The sequence below is a fragment of the Aquibacillus halophilus genome (assembly GCF_009649745.1).
Classification (GTDB): Bacteria; Bacillota; Bacilli; order Bacillales; family Amphibacillaceae; genus Aquibacillus; species Aquibacillus halophilus.
The window spans coordinates 210,813-226,090 of record NZ_WJNG01000011.1 but is presented as its reverse complement, the minus strand read 5'-3'; the positions used below and the strand labels follow the sequence as shown (position 1 = coordinate 226,090).

Genomic DNA, 15,278 nt, shown 5'->3' with positions numbered 1-15,278 from the left:
GACGATGAGGTTGATAGGTTCGAGGTGGAAGCGTGGTGACACGTGTAGCTGACGAATACTAATCGATCGAGGACTTAACTAAAATGATATGAGTTTTATGAATCAAAGAAAAAAGTCGTTCGTTGAATAACTTGATGTCTTCAAGTTCTTATCTAGTTTTGAAGGTATATAAATATCTTCATTTCTTTAGGTCTAGTGACAATAGCGGAGAGGTCACACCTGTTCCCATGCCGAACACAGTAGTTAAGCTCTCCAGCGCCCATGGTAGTTGGGGCTTTGCCCCTGCAAGAGTAGGACGTTGCTAGGCATTTGTTATTCTATTCACTAACCTCATATAGTACGCCAGTTTGGTGTAGCTATGAAGGTTACATGAAAAGTAAAGAGTAATAAATATAGTTATTCCACAGTAGCTCAGTGGTAGAGCAATCGGCTGTTAACCGATCGGTCGTAGGTTCGAGTCCTACCTGTGGAGCCATTTGCTTCCATAGCTCAGTGGTAGAGCACTTCCATGGTAAGGAAGGGGTCGCCGGTTCAAATCCGGCTGGAAGCTCTGTAAGATAATTGATTGTATGGCCCGTTGGTCAAGTGGTTAAGACACCGCCCTTTCACGGCGGTATCACGGGTTCGAATCCCGTACGGGTCACCAAATTTTCATCTAAGTTTAAATAACTCACCTTGTTATGGAGGATTAGCTCAGCTGGGAGAGCACCTGCCTTACAAGCAGGGGGTCGCAGGTTCGAGCCCTGCATCCTCCACCATAATGCTTGCTGACCTATATCAATTGGTAGCAGCAACGAGCAATACTTCTAACAAATAAACTGAGAATCACCTCGAAGCACAATGCTTCATTGCATATGCTTGTATATGCAAAGGTTGAACAAGATAGAGCAATAAATCGATTTTTAGATTGCCGGCCTAGCTCAATTGGTAGAGCAACTGACTTGTAATCAGTAGGTTGGGGGTTCAAGTCCTCTGGCCGGCACCATTTTTCACATCTGTTTAGTGAAAGATAGACTTATTACTATGATGGAGGGATAGCGAAGTTGGCCAAACGCGGCGGACTGTAAATCCGCTCCCATCGGGTTCGTAGGTTCGAGTCCTACTCCCTCCACCATAAAATTCTATAATTTTACTTCACAGTGCATGTTATTTTGCACTATTTTTATTGGGCTATAGCCAAGCGGTAAGGCAACGGTTTTTGGTACCGTCACGCGCTGGTTCGAATCCAGCTAGCCCAGCCATTTTTATACGTCTGGATCGACAGACACTATATTTTGCTATTAGTGAGATGAACAAATTTAGTTATTGAAAAAATCAAGAGCCATTAGCTCAGTCGGTAGAGCAACGAGCAATACTTCTACCGAATAAACTGCGAGTAACCTCGAAGCACAGTGCTTCATTGTATATGCTTGTAGATGCAGAGGTCTATTAGTGAGATGAACAAATTTAGTTATTGAAAAAATCAAGAGCCATTAGCTCAGTCGGTAGAGCAACGAGCAATACTTCTACCGAATAAACTGTGAGTAACCTCGAAGCACAGTGCTTCATTGTATATGCTTGTAGATGCAGAGGTTTATTAGTGAGATGAACAAATTTAGTTATTGAAAAAATCAAGAGCCATTAGCTCAGTCGGTAGAGCATCTGACTTTTAATCAGAGGGTCGAAGGTTCAAGTCCTTCATGGCTCACCATAACAAAGGTGTATAAATTATTAGTAAAAAAATCTGCGGAAGTAGTTCAGTGGTAGAACACCACCTTGCCAAGGTGGGGGTCGCGGGTTCGAATCCCGTCTTCCGCTCCATAAAATACTATCGGGGCCTTAGCTCAGCTGGGAGAGCGCCTGCCTTGCACGCAGGAGGTCAGCGGTTCGATCCCGCTAGGCTCCACCATTATTTAAATATAAATAAAGAATGATAAAAGAGGTTGAATTCATAGTCGAATTCAACCTTTTATTTATGTAGTTGTGTAAAATTTGATAGGGTCGAAAAACGTATATATATACATATAAATGTTAGGTTGAGTCATATTGCTATTTTTGTCTACAATAGGAGTGATGAAGGAGGATAAAATATGAATAATAAATTGTCAGTAATAGGTGTACCAATGGACTTAGGACAAAATCGCCGTGGAGTTGATATGGGTCCAAGTGCGATTCGGTATGCAGGTGTAATAGAAAGACTTGAAAGACTTAAATATGATGTCCAGGATTTAGGTGATATTGAAATATCTCGTCCTAACAGAAAAGAAGTTGAACTAGAAGATAAATTGCGTAACCTTAAAGAAGTAACGGATGGAAACGAAAAATTGGCGCGAGCTGTTGCGGAGGTTGTGGAAAAAGATAGATTTCCTTTAGTATTAGGTGGAGATCATAGTATTGCAATTGGTACAATAGCTGGTGTAGCTAATCACTATGACAATTTGGGTGTTATTTGGTATGACGCTCATGGCGATTTAAATTCTTCAGAAACCTCTCCAACTGGGAATATTCATGGAATGCCCCTTGCAGTCAATTTAGGTATTGGACATGAAAGGTTAACAAATATTCTTGAATATCAGCCGAAAATCAAACCAGAAAACGTAATTATAATTGGAGCCCGTTCACTTGATGAGGGGGAACGAGAGTTAATAAAAGAAAAAGGAATAACTGTGTACACAATGCATGAAATTGATCGTATTGGAATGTCTGAAGTAATTGATCAATCAATACAATATTTCAACGGGCGTGTAGACGGAGTACACCTAAGTTTAGATTTAGATGGCTTGGATCCTAGCGATGCTCCTGGCGTTGGAACTCCTGTTATTGGAGGTCTAAGCTATCGAGAGAGTCATTTAGCTATGGAAATGCTTGCGGAAGCAGATATTATTACATCTGCTGAGTTTGTTGAAGTTAATCCTATTTTGGACGAAAAAAATAAAACAGCTACAATAGCAGTCGGACTGATGGCATCATTATTCGGTGAAAAATTAAAGTGATAAACGTAAAACCCTTGTAATTTAAATCAAGGGTTTTTTTCATTATCCATGACTCTTATATTTTTAAAAAAAGGTGTATTTTTTTGTCCATCATAGCCTTTCAACTGATATAATTGTTTTGTATATCTTACAAAATATGTATGGACTTACATACCTTGAACAATAAAGTTTTGAAAAGTATTAAAAAAAGTGAAACCTCAGGATTAAGTCACTCGTAATAGTAGTGACCGCAAATAGCGGAGGTATAGTGATGGAAACGATGATAAAAGATAAAATCAAACAAGTTAAAAAAGGGGATCAATCTGCATTCGAGGATGTAGTTGCCTTCTATCAGAATAGAGTATATCAAATTTGCTATCGAATAATAGGGAATTCTCATGAAGCGGAGGACCTGGCTCAAGAAGCGTTTATTCGAGCATATGTTAACATTCATTCTTTTGATACCCGTAGGAAGTTTTCTACATGGTTATATCGAATTGCAACTAATATAACTATCGATAGAATAAGGAAGAAAAAACCTGATTATTTTCTAGATGCACAAATAAAGGGTACTGATGGGTTAGACATGTATTCTCAACTCCCTGCAGATCAGCCATTACCAGAAGATGAAGTTGAAAGCATTGAATTACAAAACTATATACAAGAAGAAATAATGAAACTTCCTGCAAAATATCGGAGTGTTATTGCTTTAAGGTTTGTCGATGAGTTGTCCTTAAATGAAATAAGTGAGGTCTTAGACATCCCAGTTGGTACTGTTAAAACTAGAATTCATAGAGGACGAGAAGCACTTCGGAAAAGGCTTCGTCATGTTTAAAGGAGTGTGAAACGAATGGCTTGTAAAAATAATAATGTGTATTTGATGCATAAATATTTGGACGGCGAACTGACAAAAAAAGAAGAGCAACAGCTGCGCTCTCACTTGCAGTCTTGTAATGCTTGTCAGCACCATTTTCATGAATTGAAACGAACAGTTACTCTTCTTAAGAGCAATAGTCACATACAAGCACCTAGAAACTTTACAGATAGGGTAATTAATAACCTCCCTAAAGAAAAGAAACGAGTTAGTTATATGAGGTGGTTTAAAGACCATCCTGTTGTTACAGCTGCAGCAATTTTCTTTATATTTATGTTTGGCAGCATCTTTACTGCCTATGATCAAGACACGCAGCTATCCGTTACGAAGAATAAAAATTTAATCATACAAGCGGACAATACGGTTATCGTACCAGAGGGGATAACTGTAGAAGGCGATTTAGTAATAAAAAATGGCGATTTAAAAATAGATGGGTCTGTTAATGGAGATGTGACGATTATAAATGGTGAACATTTACGTGCATCAGCTGGGGATATCTCTGGCGAAATTAAACAAGTGAACCAAATATTCGAATGGATATGGTACCATATAAAGGACATGGCAAAAAGTGTCTTTACTTTAACCTATAAGTAGTCTTTCAAGCCTTTGTTGGTAAATGTCAACAAGGGCTAATTTTATGAAGGAAAGTGAAATAGATAAAATGCCCCTAAAACTAAAGTTCATGTTGCACTATGATTTACATTTCTTATAAACTCTTATAGAGTAAGATTAAGTACCAAAAATTTAACTGTATACATTCTGGTAACAAATACTTACTTAATTAGACCATTATATGGTTATAGTCTAGCGTTATTGAAAACAATATAAATATGCTATAATAATTAAAGTTATTACTCACAGATAGGAAGAGGAATTCATGGATATAAGGATGTGTAAACATGCTTGATGGGGAACTAAATATTTTAAGTATTTTACGTATTGGTGTTGATATAGCCCTTGTCTGGTATGTATTATATAAGTTGATAATGTTAATAAGAGGCACGAAGGCTATCCAGTTACTAAAAGGGATCTTTGTAGTATTAGGAATCTGGTTTTTCAGCATCCTTTTCGATTTAAGAACGGTACAGTGGATTATGTCCCAGGCTATTATGTGGGGTTTTCTTGGAATCATTATTTTATTTCAACCTGAATTAAGACGTGCTTTAGAACAGCTTGGGAGAGGAAGTTTCTTTGCTAGAAACAGTAATTCCGAAGAAGAAATTCTTAATCGAACTATTGATTCCATTGTTAAGTCATGTAACTATATGGCTAAAAGAAGGATAGGTGCACTGATTACAATTGAAAGAGAAACAGCTTTAGGAGATTATATTGAAACGGGAATTTCAATTAATGGTAAGTTAACCAATGAGCTACTGACAAACATATTCATACCTAATTCACCACTCCATGACGGTGCTGTAATTATAAAACATGAGGAAATTGTTGCGGCAGCATGTTACTTACCACTCTCAGAAAGTCCATTTATTTCAAAAGAACTAGGAACTAGACATAGAGCTGCAATGGGAATCGGAGAAGTAACAGATGCCTTGACTATTGTAGTATCTGAAGAGACTGGTCAAATTTCTTGCACAAAAAACGGGGAGTTACATAGAGACTTAGACCAGGATAGATTAATGTCAATATTAAGAAATGAATTGGAAGACAAAATGAAAGCCCCTGCTACAAGAAGCTGGAATTGGAGGGGAAAGAAGAATGGATAATTGGTTAAAAAGTCCGTGGGTTATTCGCTTTATTTCTCTTGCTTTAGCAATATTGCTTTTTACAACTGTTAGTCTTAGTGAAAATTCTAGGCAATCTGCTGATACTGGTGTAGGAGATTTTTGGAGCAGTTCAGATGAAACTCAGGTTCTAGATGACATACCTGTTAATATTCAAATTGATCAAGAAAAATACGTAGTAAGTGGGGTGCCTTCAACCGTATCAGTAACCCTACAAGGTCCAAATAGCTCAGTTACATCAACCTCTACTCAGAGAAATTTTGATGTATTTGTTGATTTAGAAGGTTTTGATCCAGGCACATATATGGTCGAACTTGAACATTCAGGTATATCCAATAACTTAGATGTTTATATTGAACCTAAGGAAGTAGAAGTGACCATTGAAGAAAGAGCCGTTGATCAGTATGATATAACAGTCGATTATATTAATGAAGACCAGATAGAACCGGGCTTTGAGGTAGTTGAAGGAACTACTAATCCTGTTCAAGTAACAATTACAAGCTCTAAAAACGTAATTGAAAAAATTGCTACTGTTAAGGTGTTTGTCAATCTTCAAGGTGTGGACGAGCCTATTGACGGTAGAGAAGTGCCTGTAAAAGTCTATGATAGCGAAGGAAATGAACTGAATAATGCGCGAATTGAACCTTCTGTAGTAGAAGTAACAGTTGATGTTCAAAGTCCGAGTAAGGTTGTACCTATTGAAGTAACTACAACTGGGGAAGTGCAGGATGGTATAACAATTAACACTATTACACCAAATCTATCAGAGGTAAGGATATTTGCTCCTGAAGATGTGCTTGCAACCATTGAAGAGATAGAAACCGAACCATTAGACTTAACCGGAATAACCGAAGTGTCGACAGTTCAATTACAATTAAATGTTCCATCTGAGATAAGAAAGATTGAAACCGAGCAAGTAGAAGTGAGTATTCAACTAGATAGAACCGCAGAAAGAGTGTTTAATTTACCAATTGAAATACAGAATTTAACTGAAGAATATTCATTAACATTCATTGAACCAGCAGAGGGTGAGATGGACTTAACCGTGCTTGGTTTAGAGGAAGAAATCGGCAACCTGTCAGAAGAAGATCTCCAACTATCGATCAATTTAGATGGTCGTCAAACGGAAGAAGAGTTTGAAATTCCAGTGGAAATTAATGCACCAGAAGGAATTAACTTTGAGCCAGAATACAGAAATATAGTGGTTAGATTGGAACAAAGCTAATACTTCTAACTTAAGGAAAAAATGAGAAAAAACGATTGTTTCTGCTGTTAACTGGAACGAGTTTTTCTCAGAGGAAGTAAAGGAGAGAGGTACATCATGGGAAAATATTTCGGAACAGACGGTGTCAGAGGAATAGCCAACAAGGAACTAACACCGGAGTTAGCATTTAAATTAGGCAGATTTGGCGGATATGTGCTTACAAAAGAGACTACCAGACCGAAGATTTTAATTGGTCGTGACACAAGAATATCTGGAAATATGCTTGAGGGTGCACTAGCAGCAGGACTTCTGTCCATTGGTGCAGAAGTAATGCGTCTTGGTGTTATTTCTACCCCTGGTGTTGCTTATTTAACTAAAGCAATGAGTGCTGAAGCTGGTGTAATGATCTCGGCCTCACATAATCCAGTAGAGGATAATGGGATTAAGTTTTTCGGGCCTGATGGATTTAAGCTGACGGATGCACAGGAAAAGGAAGTAGAAGATTTAATTGATCAACATGAAGATACACTGCCTAGACCTACTGGAGCTGATATAGGTCAAATAAACGATTATTTTGAGGGCGGGCAAAAGTATATTCAATACTTGAAAAAGTCTGTTGAGTCCGATTTTACTGGTTTACATATAGCCTTAGATTGTTCTAATGGTTCAACCTCTTCACTAGCACCACATTTATTTGCGGATTTGGAAGCGGATATTTCAACTATTGGCTCTTCTCCGGATGGATTAAACATAAATGCGGGAGTAGGTTCTACACATCCAGAAACATTACAAGCATTTGTGATGGATAAAGAAGCGGATATGGGCTTAGCATTTGACGGTGATGGAGATCGTTTGATAGCCATAGACGAAAAGGGTAATATCGTTGATGGAGATCAGATTATGTATATATGTGGTAAGTACTTAAATGATAAAGGCTTGCTTCGTCATTCAACTGTTGTGTCCACAGTTATGAGTAATATTGGTTTTTACAAAGCATTAGAAAACAACGGGATGAAAAGCAATAAGACTGCAGTAGGAGACCGCTACGTTATGGAGGAAATGCGTAAAGGTGGATATAATTTAGGTGGAGAACAATCTGGTCACATTATATTCTTAGATTACATTACTACCGGTGATGGAATGCTTACTGCCTTACAATTGGCAAACGTAGTTAAAGAAACTGGAAAACCTTTATCAGAGTTAGCTAGTGAAATGGAAAAGTTTCCTCAAGTTCTTAAGAATGTAAGAGTAGTTGATAAGCATGAGGCACTAGTAAACCCTCGTATTCAAGAAGCAATTGAGAAAGTGGAAACAGAGATGGCTGGACAAGGTCGAGTTCTCGTCCGTCCATCCGGAACAGAACCACTAGTAAGAGTTATGGTAGAAGCGCCTACACTCGACGATTGCCACAAATATGTGGATGAAGTTGTTAAGGTAATAGAAGAACTACTAGGAATGAAGTGATTAAGTTATGTGAGCAGCTATTTGTCTGCTCGCATTTTTTAATGGGTTTAAAAGGATATACTAAGGCTAATTTAACCAATACACGCTTCACAATCTATAAGGTTCGGCATAACCTATAGAGAAGCTTACTTATTAAATAATAGGTATTCCAAGCATTCATATTTATAAAACTAATGAACGAAAATTATTGCCAGCAACTACTTTCTCAGTTAGAATAAAATAAGTTCGCGCCTGCCTGATTAATTTAATATTAATTGGTAAAAACAAAAAGGCATGGATCCTTCATTCAAATATAGAAAGGAGAATCGATGTAGTATAGCTTTTAAAGCGCCAGGACTATTCCTGATACGGGATAGTTGACGAGGTGGAGGGTGATCGAGCACATTCGGCGGATACCTCCCGGTTGCACACATCTCAACCGAAATGTTTTTATTTCAAAACGAAGAGGTGACTCTTTGTACAAAAATATTAACATATGATGTAAAAACATCGTGAGAAAGGGGCAAATAGGCGCCCCATTATAATAATTGGTCGTTTTGTTTGCCCCTTTAATTTTAAGGAGGAAACAACGATATGTGTGGAATAGTTGGATATATTGGAAATAACGATACAGTTGAAATATTATTAAATGGTTTAGAGAAGTTAGAATATAGAGGTTATGACTCTGCAGGAATTGCAACACTAAATAGTGATGGTGTTAACCTATCTAAGGTCAAAGGTCGTATTGCAGTACTTCGGGAAAAAGTAGATAACAATGTTCAAGCAACAATGGGTATTGGTCATACCCGTTGGGCGACACATGGTGCACCAAGTGAAGAAAATGCTCATCCACATCAAAGTGCGTCTGGTCGATTCACAATTGTTCATAATGGAGTTATTGAAAATTACTATGAAATCCGTGATCAATATTTAGCAGATGTTTCCTTAAAAAGTGAAACTGATACGGAGATTGTAGTTCAATTAATTGAAGTGTTAAATGAAAAACTTAATGATGTGACGGAAGCATTCCGTCAAACGATTTCTTTATTAAAAGGTTCATATGCAATTGGTCTAATTGATTCACAAAACCAAGATACTATTTATGTTGCAAAAAATAAGAGTCCACTACTTGTAGGACTTGGTGATGGTTTTAACTTAGTTGCAAGTGATGCAATGGCGACATTGAAACAAACTGATCGTTATCTAGAAATCAATGATAGAGAGATCGTTATCGTTAATCGTGATTTTGTAGAGATTCAAAAATTAGATGGTATCACTGTTGAACGCGAGCCATTTACTGCAGAAATAGATGCAACGGATATTGAAAAAGGTACGTATCCACACTTTATGCTTAAAGAAATAGATGAGCAACCATTTGTTATTCGTAAAATCATCCAAAAGTATCAGGATGATCACGACAATATCAAATTAGATTCTGAAGTGCGTCAAGCGATGCTTGATACAGATCGTGTCTATATTATTGCTGCCGGAACTAGTTATCACGCTGGCCTTGTTGGAAAACAATTTATCGAAAAATTAGCAAATGTACCTGTTGAAGTTCATATTGCTAGTGAATTTTCTTATAACATGCCACTTCTTTCTGAGAAACCATTGTTCGTATTCATTTCTCAAAGTGGTGAAACAGCAGATAGCCGTTCCGTGCTAGTACGAATTAAAGAATTAGGGCACCCTTCGTTAACAATTACTAACGTTCCGGGCTCAACCCTTTCTCGCGAAGCCAACTATACGTTACACTTACATGCTGGACCAGAAATTGCAGTCGCTTCAACGAAAGCATATACTGCACAAATCGCTGTATTAGCAATATTAGCGGTAGATACAGCTCAAGCAAAAGGAATTGATTTAAGCTTTGATCCATTACAAGAGCTAGGTATTGTTGCAAGTGTAATGGAATCATTAACCGATCAAAAAGAAGAATTCGAGGAGATTGCTAAAGAATTTTTCTCAGAAACCCGCAATGCATTTTATATTGGCCGCGGGATGGATTATTTCATCGTTCAAGAAGCTTCATTGAAACTGAAAGAAATCTCTTATATTCAAGCAGAAGGATTTGCTGGTGGAGAGTTAAAACATGGTACGATTGCATTAATTGAAGAAGGCACTCCAGTAATTGCCCTCTCCACTCAGGCAAACGTAAACTACTCAATTAGAGGTAACGTACAAGAAGTAGCTGCACGAGGTGCTAAAACTTGTATAATCAGTATTGAGGGTCTTGAACAAGAAAGTGATACGTTTGTATTACCGCATGTTCATGAGTTATTAACACCATTAGTAAGTGTGGTACCGATGCAACTATTAGCTTACTATGCAGCCCTTCACCGTGAATGTGATGTGGATAAACCGCGTAATTTAGCTAAAAGTGTAACGGTTGAATAAAAACGAATCATTAAATATTAAGAATCGAGCATACACTTTTGATGTGGATGCTCGGTTCTTTTTTGTTAAAAACTATAATATCGGTAATTATTTTCTATAATAATTTCAATAGGTTGTGGATATCTTGTGAGTAATTATTTTTAATAAGGAAAAAACTAAAAAGTTCCAAACATATACACAGTTTATTCACAGATGTATCGCTTTTTAAAAAATAAGAAGTATGACTAGTGTATAACGATCTAATACTACTACTAAAAAGGAGGTAGACATAATGGGTAAAGATCGACAAGAAAGAAAGCTTAAGAAATCAAGGAAGGTTGAATCCGATAGGGATCAAGGATTAGACTATCCAGGCGCAACAAGAATAGAAGAATCAGAACAAGCAAATAAGCGGAGAAAATAGATGGGCTGGAAATAAGTTAGAGTTACCGTGCTTGTACTCGTGATAAGGGCACACTCCTTTAAAGGGTTGTGTCTTTTTAATTTTAATTATAAAAAAGTATTGATTTATTTTTAAATACGATATACAATAACTACTGTAATAATGATAATCATTATCAATTAACAGGAGGGAAATACAATGGTACTAAATACATATAAGCAATTTAAATTGTTTGGTTTGATTTTAATAATGGCTTTTGTGTTTATGTTAGCTGGATGTGGCAATACAGAACAAGAACAAGTACAAGATCAAGAACAAGAACAAGAACAAACGAATGGTGAAGAAAACTCAGATGGAGCTAGAGAAATCACTCATGCAATGGGGACGACAGAAATTGAAGGAACTCCAGAAAGAATCGTAACATTATACCAAGGAGCAACTGATTCTATTTTGGAATTTGGTGTTACACCAGTTGGGGTTGTTGAATCATGGGTACAACAGCCAACCTATGAGTACCTCGGTGACCAGCTAGAAGGTGTTCAAATCGTTGGTACTGAAACCCAACCAAATCTTGAGGAAATTGCTAAACTAAATCCAGATCTTATTATTGCGTCAAAATTGCGCCACGAAGAAATATACGCACAGTTATCTGAAATCGCTCCAACAGTGTCACATGAGACGGTATTTGATTTTCAAGGAACTGTAGAGCTAATGGGTCAAGCCATGAACAAAGAAGACAAAGCAAATGAACTATTAACAAATTGGGAAGACCGGGTAGCGGACTTTAAAGGCAAAGTATCAGAGAAATTAGGTGATGAGTGGCCTACTAATGTTTCTATCTTAAATTTCAGAGCAGATCATGCCCGTATTTACTTCACTGGATTTGCAGGGTCAATCTTAGCGGAGCTTGGATTTACAAGACCTGAAAACCAACAGAGCGAAGAGTGGGGTATTCAATTAACAGATAAAGAAAGTATTCCTGAAATGAATGCTGATGTATTTTATATTTTTAATGAGGAAGATCCAGCTGTTCAACAGACATTCGAGGAGTGGACAAATCATCCACTTTGGGCTAATCTAGATGCAGTGAAAAATGACCAAGTTTATATGGTTGACGAGGTCATCTGGAATATGGCTGGTGGAATAAAGGCAGCCAATTTAATGTTAGATGATATCTATGATAGATTTGAACTAGAGAAATAATTATATATTTTCAGAAGACAAAGACGGGGGAAAGAGTTTTCTTTCTCCTTTCTTCTTTTTAAGTATAACTATAGGTAACGAAAGAGGATTCTTATGAAACGATTAGTTTCTCGAAAATCATATAGATGGTTGGCGTTGGCTATTAGTTCTGGCCTATTTTTGTTTATTTTTATGTTAAGTATTGCACTTGGTCAGACGCCAATTCAGTTACATACTGTTTTTGATGCTATCTTTAACTATGATGAGACAATAACTGAACACATAATTATTACCACCTCACGTCTTTCTAGAGCAATTATTGCTGCTGTAATCGGAGCTAGTCTGGCTGTTGCTGGTGCGTTAATGCAAGCATTAACAAAGAATCCACTAGGTGCCCCCGATATACTAGGTGTTAACGCTGGGGCTTTGTTCTTTATTGTTGTTTCGGCAACGCTTTTTTCTGTTAGTTCACTTGTACACTACATGTGGATTGCGTTTTTAGGGGCTGCGATATCAGGAGGGTTAGTTTATCTACTCGGTTCTTTAGGTAGAGATGGAATGTCCCCTATTAAAATTGTATTGGCTGGAGCTGCAATAACAGCCCTATTTGTTTCTTTTACACAAGGGTTATTGGTAACCGATGAACAAGGACTACAAAGTGTGCTATTTTGGTTAGCTGGTTCAGTGGCCGGTCGCTCTGTCGATATGCTATTACCCGTATTACCTTTTATACTTGGTGCTGGAACCATTGCATTGTTGATGGGCGGGTCAATTAATATTCTGATGTCAGGTGAAGATGTCGCTAAAAGTCTTGGTCAAAAAACAGTTCTAATTAAAGCTCTTATGGGTTTAATAATTATTATACTAGCCGGTAGTTCAGTTGCGGTTGCAGGATCAATTGGTTTTGTTGGTTTGATTGTACCTCATATGGTTCGTGGATTAGTCGGTTCTGATTATAGATGGATAATTCCTTTTAGTGCATTGTTAGGTGCTAGCTTACTACTTTTAGCTGATATTGTGGCAAGGTTTGTTATTATGCCTCAAGAAATGCCGATTGGCGTAATGACTGCCTTATTAGGGACACCTTTCTTCATTTATATCGCACGCAGGGGGTTAGCAAAGAATGACTAAATTTATTTCAATTAGAAATAAGTCAGGATCTTTATCGTATCGTCTTAATAGAAAAACATCGCTAACTTTCCTCATCCTATTTTTATTCTCCATACTCCTATTTTTAGTCTGCTTATCGGTGGGAAGTAGTTTCATACACCCATTCGCTGTAATTAACCACTTGCTTGGGAATGGTACCGGGGAATATGATTTTGTCATAAATACACTGAGACTTCCCAGGGTCCTACTTGGCTTTATGATTGGTGCTGCACTAGGTGTTTCGGGGTTAATATTGCAGGGGATTATTCGTAATCCACTCGCCTCTCCAGATATTATTGGGATAACAGGCGGTGCATCAGTTGGTGCCATTATATTCATTGTTAGTTTTATGGGAACAGTAAGTGTGCAGTGGTTACCTTTAGCGGCTTTGTTAGGTGCAGGAATTGTAGCCACTTTTACATATGTGATGTCATGGAAAGATGGAGTAACTCCTATCCGTTTGGTACTAATAGGAATTGGGGTTGCTGCAGCAATGAAGGCATTAACAACCATGATGATTGTGCTTAGTGATACGTATTCAACAAGTACAGCTTACCTATGGTTGACAGGTAGTTTATATGCTGCGAAATGGCAAGATGTATATTCGATGTTACCGTGGATTATATTATTTATTCCACTTGCACTTTTATTCTCTAGAATAGTCAATGTTAAACAGTTAGGTGATGATGTTGCCACTGCGCTTGGAGTGAGGGTCCAACTATACCGGATGATTCTACTATTTATAAGTGTAGCTCTGGCAGGATCAGCAGTTGCTTATGCAGGTGGAATAGGTTTTGTCGGCTTGATTGCTCCGCATATTTCAAGAATGATTGCAGATCGGTCATTTTCCAGCCTTGTACCAATTACATCATTAGTCGGCGGAATTATTGTAGTTTTGAGTGATTTAGTTGCCAGAACTGCCTTTCTACCACTTGATATCCCAGCCGGTGTATTTACATCGGGAATTGGAGCACCTTTTTTCATATATTTACTATACAGAAATCGTAATATGTAAAGATACAAAATATAGGGTACAGTTTAAGTTTGTATAAAATTAATCAAAGGGTGTACATTCTAATGACTAATCAATTATTAAGCCATGAAAAACAATACCTTATTGAACAATTTCGTATTATTGATAATGTTTCAGACGAAGAAATAATACCTTTAGATAAATTAACCAATCAGGTGTTTGTAGAAGAATATATCCATAATGTAAAAGCTATATTAAGGACCGATTACAAATTTGTTGCTGCATCTCAATTGATGAAACGAATTGGTTTTCTATTAACTACACCAGCACTTTATTCAATGACAGTCTATGACAAAAGGCTTGATATGGATATGTCTAGATGTTCGTTAATAACAAAATACAAAGATGGGTTATGGTTGCCACACTTGTTTTTAGACAGCTTTAAAGTGCAGCATAAAGGAAATAAAGATAGGTTTACGTGGAGAGAGGAGATTGTGGGTGAACTATTCTCCAACTTATCACAAATCATTGCTAATGTATCAACAGTGTCAACTGTACCCAAGCCAATTCTTTGGGAGAATGTTGCAGTGTATGTTTATTGGTTATATGAGGTAAAAATGCCTTTGGAAGCTAATAGGCCAATGAACTTGGAGAGTGATTTTCATTATCTAATTAATAATGTACCAGGGCATCTTTTAAATGAGTCCAAAAATCCACTGCAACTATTTTATAGAAGAAAACAAAAAGATGAGGACATAAGAGTTCGTCGCACCTGTTGTTTTTATTATGCATTACACGAAGATGGTACATGCTGCTCTACGTGCCCTAAAAGTAAACAGGACCTGAGAAAGCTTCCTTTAAAATGACAATAAGTGACAATATTGATTAACAATGTTAAAAGATCCATAAAAAAAGAATTACAATCCCATCAAAAAAATAAATGATAATGAAAAGTTGTGGCCTCAGCTAGGGGTCACTTTTTTC

At 37.3% G+C, this 15,278-nt stretch carries 12 protein-coding genes, 10 tRNA genes and 2 rRNA genes; all 24 read left to right on the top strand.

The genetic code is table 11. The features are described 5' to 3' along the window. Positions 1–82, top strand: a 23S ribosomal RNA gene (locus tag GH741_RS14280); the annotation flags it as partial. 109 nt (positions 83–191) lie between these two features. Further along, positions 192–307, top strand: a 5S ribosomal RNA gene (gene rrf / locus GH741_RS14275). A gap of 93 nt (positions 308–400) precedes the next feature. Next, positions 401–475 (top strand) — tRNA-Asn (locus tag GH741_RS14270). Between the two features lie 3 nt (positions 476–478). After that, positions 479–550, top strand: a tRNA-Thr gene (locus tag GH741_RS14265). Between the two features lie 21 nt (positions 551–571). Continuing rightward, a tRNA-Glu gene (locus GH741_RS14260) sits at positions 572–646 on the top strand. A 36-nt stretch (positions 647–682) separates the two neighbouring features. Then, positions 683–758, top strand: a tRNA-Val gene (locus tag GH741_RS14255). A gap of 151 nt (positions 759–909) precedes the next feature. Beyond that, positions 910–985, top strand: a tRNA-Thr gene (locus GH741_RS14250). A gap of 43 nt (positions 986–1,028) precedes the next feature. Further along, positions 1,029–1,114 (top strand) — tRNA-Tyr (locus GH741_RS14245). A gap of 52 nt (positions 1,115–1,166) precedes the next feature. Further along, positions 1,167–1,241: transfer RNA gene (locus tag GH741_RS14240), tRNA-Gln, on the top strand. A 373-nt stretch (positions 1,242–1,614) separates the two neighbouring features. Continuing rightward, positions 1,615–1,690, top strand: a tRNA-Lys gene (locus tag GH741_RS14235). 35 nt (positions 1,691–1,725) lie between these two features. Beyond that, positions 1,726–1,800 (top strand) — tRNA-Gly (locus GH741_RS14230). Positions 1,801–1,812: 12 nt separating this feature from the next. After that, positions 1,813–1,888, top strand: a tRNA-Ala gene (locus tag GH741_RS14225). A 181-nt stretch (positions 1,889–2,069) separates the two neighbouring features. Continuing rightward, positions 2,070–2,972 carry an arginase gene (rocF, locus tag GH741_RS14220; protein ID WP_153737434.1) on the top strand — a complete coding sequence of 301 codons (903 nt, stop codon included), beginning with the start codon at positions 2,070–2,072 and terminating at the stop codon, positions 2,970–2,972. Positions 2,973–3,222: 250 nt separating this feature from the next. Beyond that, complete coding sequence (gene sigW, locus GH741_RS14215) at positions 3,223–3,786, top strand: RNA polymerase sigma factor SigW (protein WP_153737433.1); 564 nt, start codon at positions 3,223–3,225, stop codon at positions 3,784–3,786. A 15-nt stretch (positions 3,787–3,801) separates the two neighbouring features. Next, entirely contained in the window at positions 3,802–4,419 is a 618-nt protein-coding gene (locus GH741_RS14210) for an anti-sigma factor family protein (protein ID WP_153737432.1), read from the top strand. Positions 4,420–4,724: 305 nt separating this feature from the next. Then, complete coding sequence (gene cdaA, locus GH741_RS14205; RefSeq protein WP_153737431.1) at positions 4,725–5,546, top strand: diadenylate cyclase CdaA; 822 nt, start codon at positions 4,725–4,727, stop codon at positions 5,544–5,546. Then, positions 5,539–6,789: a CdaR family protein gene (locus GH741_RS14200; protein ID WP_153737430.1), complete on the top strand. Its 1,251-nt coding sequence runs from the start codon at positions 5,539–5,541 to the stop codon at positions 6,787–6,789. Before cdaA ends, GH741_RS14200 begins: the two co-directional genes overlap by 8 nt. A 96-nt stretch (positions 6,790–6,885) precedes the next feature. Then, complete coding sequence (gene glmM / locus GH741_RS14195) at positions 6,886–8,232, top strand: phosphoglucosamine mutase (RefSeq protein WP_153737429.1); 1,347 nt, start codon at positions 6,886–6,888, stop codon at positions 8,230–8,232. Positions 8,233–8,805: 573 nt separating this feature from the next. Further along, positions 8,806–10,608 (top strand): glutamine--fructose-6-phosphate transaminase (isomerizing), encoded by a 1,803-nt coding sequence (gene glmS / locus GH741_RS14190; protein WP_153737428.1) that lies wholly within the window; start codon positions 8,806–8,808, stop codon positions 10,606–10,608. 271 nt (positions 10,609–10,879) lie between these two features. Next, positions 10,880–11,011 carry a YpzI family protein gene (locus GH741_RS14185; protein WP_153737427.1) on the top strand — a complete coding sequence of 44 codons (132 nt, stop codon included), beginning with the start codon at positions 10,880–10,882 and terminating at the stop codon, positions 11,009–11,011. Between the two features lie 177 nt (positions 11,012–11,188). Further along, positions 11,189–12,193, top strand: a complete 1,005-nt coding sequence (locus tag GH741_RS14180) for an ABC transporter substrate-binding protein (protein ID WP_153737426.1) — start codon at positions 11,189–11,191, stop codon at positions 12,191–12,193. Between the two features lie 93 nt (positions 12,194–12,286). After that, positions 12,287–13,303 (top strand): FecCD family ABC transporter permease, encoded by a 1,017-nt coding sequence (locus GH741_RS14175; protein ID WP_153737425.1) that lies wholly within the window; start codon positions 12,287–12,289, stop codon positions 13,301–13,303. After that, positions 13,296–14,336, top strand: a complete 1,041-nt coding sequence (locus tag GH741_RS14170; RefSeq protein ID WP_153737424.1) for a FecCD family ABC transporter permease — start codon at positions 13,296–13,298, stop codon at positions 14,334–14,336. Before GH741_RS14175 ends, GH741_RS14170 begins: the two co-directional genes overlap by 8 nt. Before the next feature lie 62 nt (positions 14,337–14,398). Then, a complete protein-coding gene (locus tag GH741_RS14165; RefSeq protein WP_153737458.1) occupies positions 14,399–15,160 on the top strand; it encodes a (2Fe-2S)-binding protein in 762 nt (253 codons plus the stop codon). Positions 15,161–15,278 lie beyond the last annotated feature (118 nt).

What these genes read in the sequence shown, in the direction of transcription:
- rocF (WP_153737434.1), top strand. Translation starts at nt 2,070, where the DNA reads ATGAATAATAAATTGTCAGTAATAGGTGTACCAATGGACTTAGGACAA.
- sigW (WP_153737433.1), top strand. Translation starts at nt 3,223, where the DNA reads ATGGAAACGATGATAAAAGATAAAATCAAACAAGTTAAAAAAGGGGAT.
- GH741_RS14210 (WP_153737432.1), top strand. Translation starts at nt 3,802, where the DNA reads ATGGCTTGTAAAAATAATAATGTGTATTTGATGCATAAATATTTGGAC.
- cdaA (WP_153737431.1), top strand. Translation starts at nt 4,725, where the DNA reads ATGCTTGATGGGGAACTAAATATTTTAAGTATTTTACGTATTGGTGTT.
- GH741_RS14200 (WP_153737430.1), top strand. Translation starts at nt 5,539, where the DNA reads ATGGATAATTGGTTAAAAAGTCCGTGGGTTATTCGCTTTATTTCTCTT.
- glmM (WP_153737429.1), top strand. Translation starts at nt 6,886, where the DNA reads ATGGGAAAATATTTCGGAACAGACGGTGTCAGAGGAATAGCCAACAAG.
- glmS (WP_153737428.1), top strand. Translation starts at nt 8,806, where the DNA reads ATGTGTGGAATAGTTGGATATATTGGAAATAACGATACAGTTGAAATA.
- GH741_RS14185 (WP_153737427.1), top strand. Translation starts at nt 10,880, where the DNA reads ATGGGTAAAGATCGACAAGAAAGAAAGCTTAAGAAATCAAGGAAGGTT.
- GH741_RS14180 (WP_153737426.1), top strand. Translation starts at nt 11,189, where the DNA reads ATGGTACTAAATACATATAAGCAATTTAAATTGTTTGGTTTGATTTTA.
- GH741_RS14175 (WP_153737425.1), top strand. Translation starts at nt 12,287, where the DNA reads ATGAAACGATTAGTTTCTCGAAAATCATATAGATGGTTGGCGTTGGCT.
- GH741_RS14170 (WP_153737424.1), top strand. Translation starts at nt 13,296, where the DNA reads ATGACTAAATTTATTTCAATTAGAAATAAGTCAGGATCTTTATCGTAT.
- GH741_RS14165 (WP_153737458.1), top strand. Translation starts at nt 14,399, where the DNA reads ATGACTAATCAATTATTAAGCCATGAAAAACAATACCTTATTGAACAA.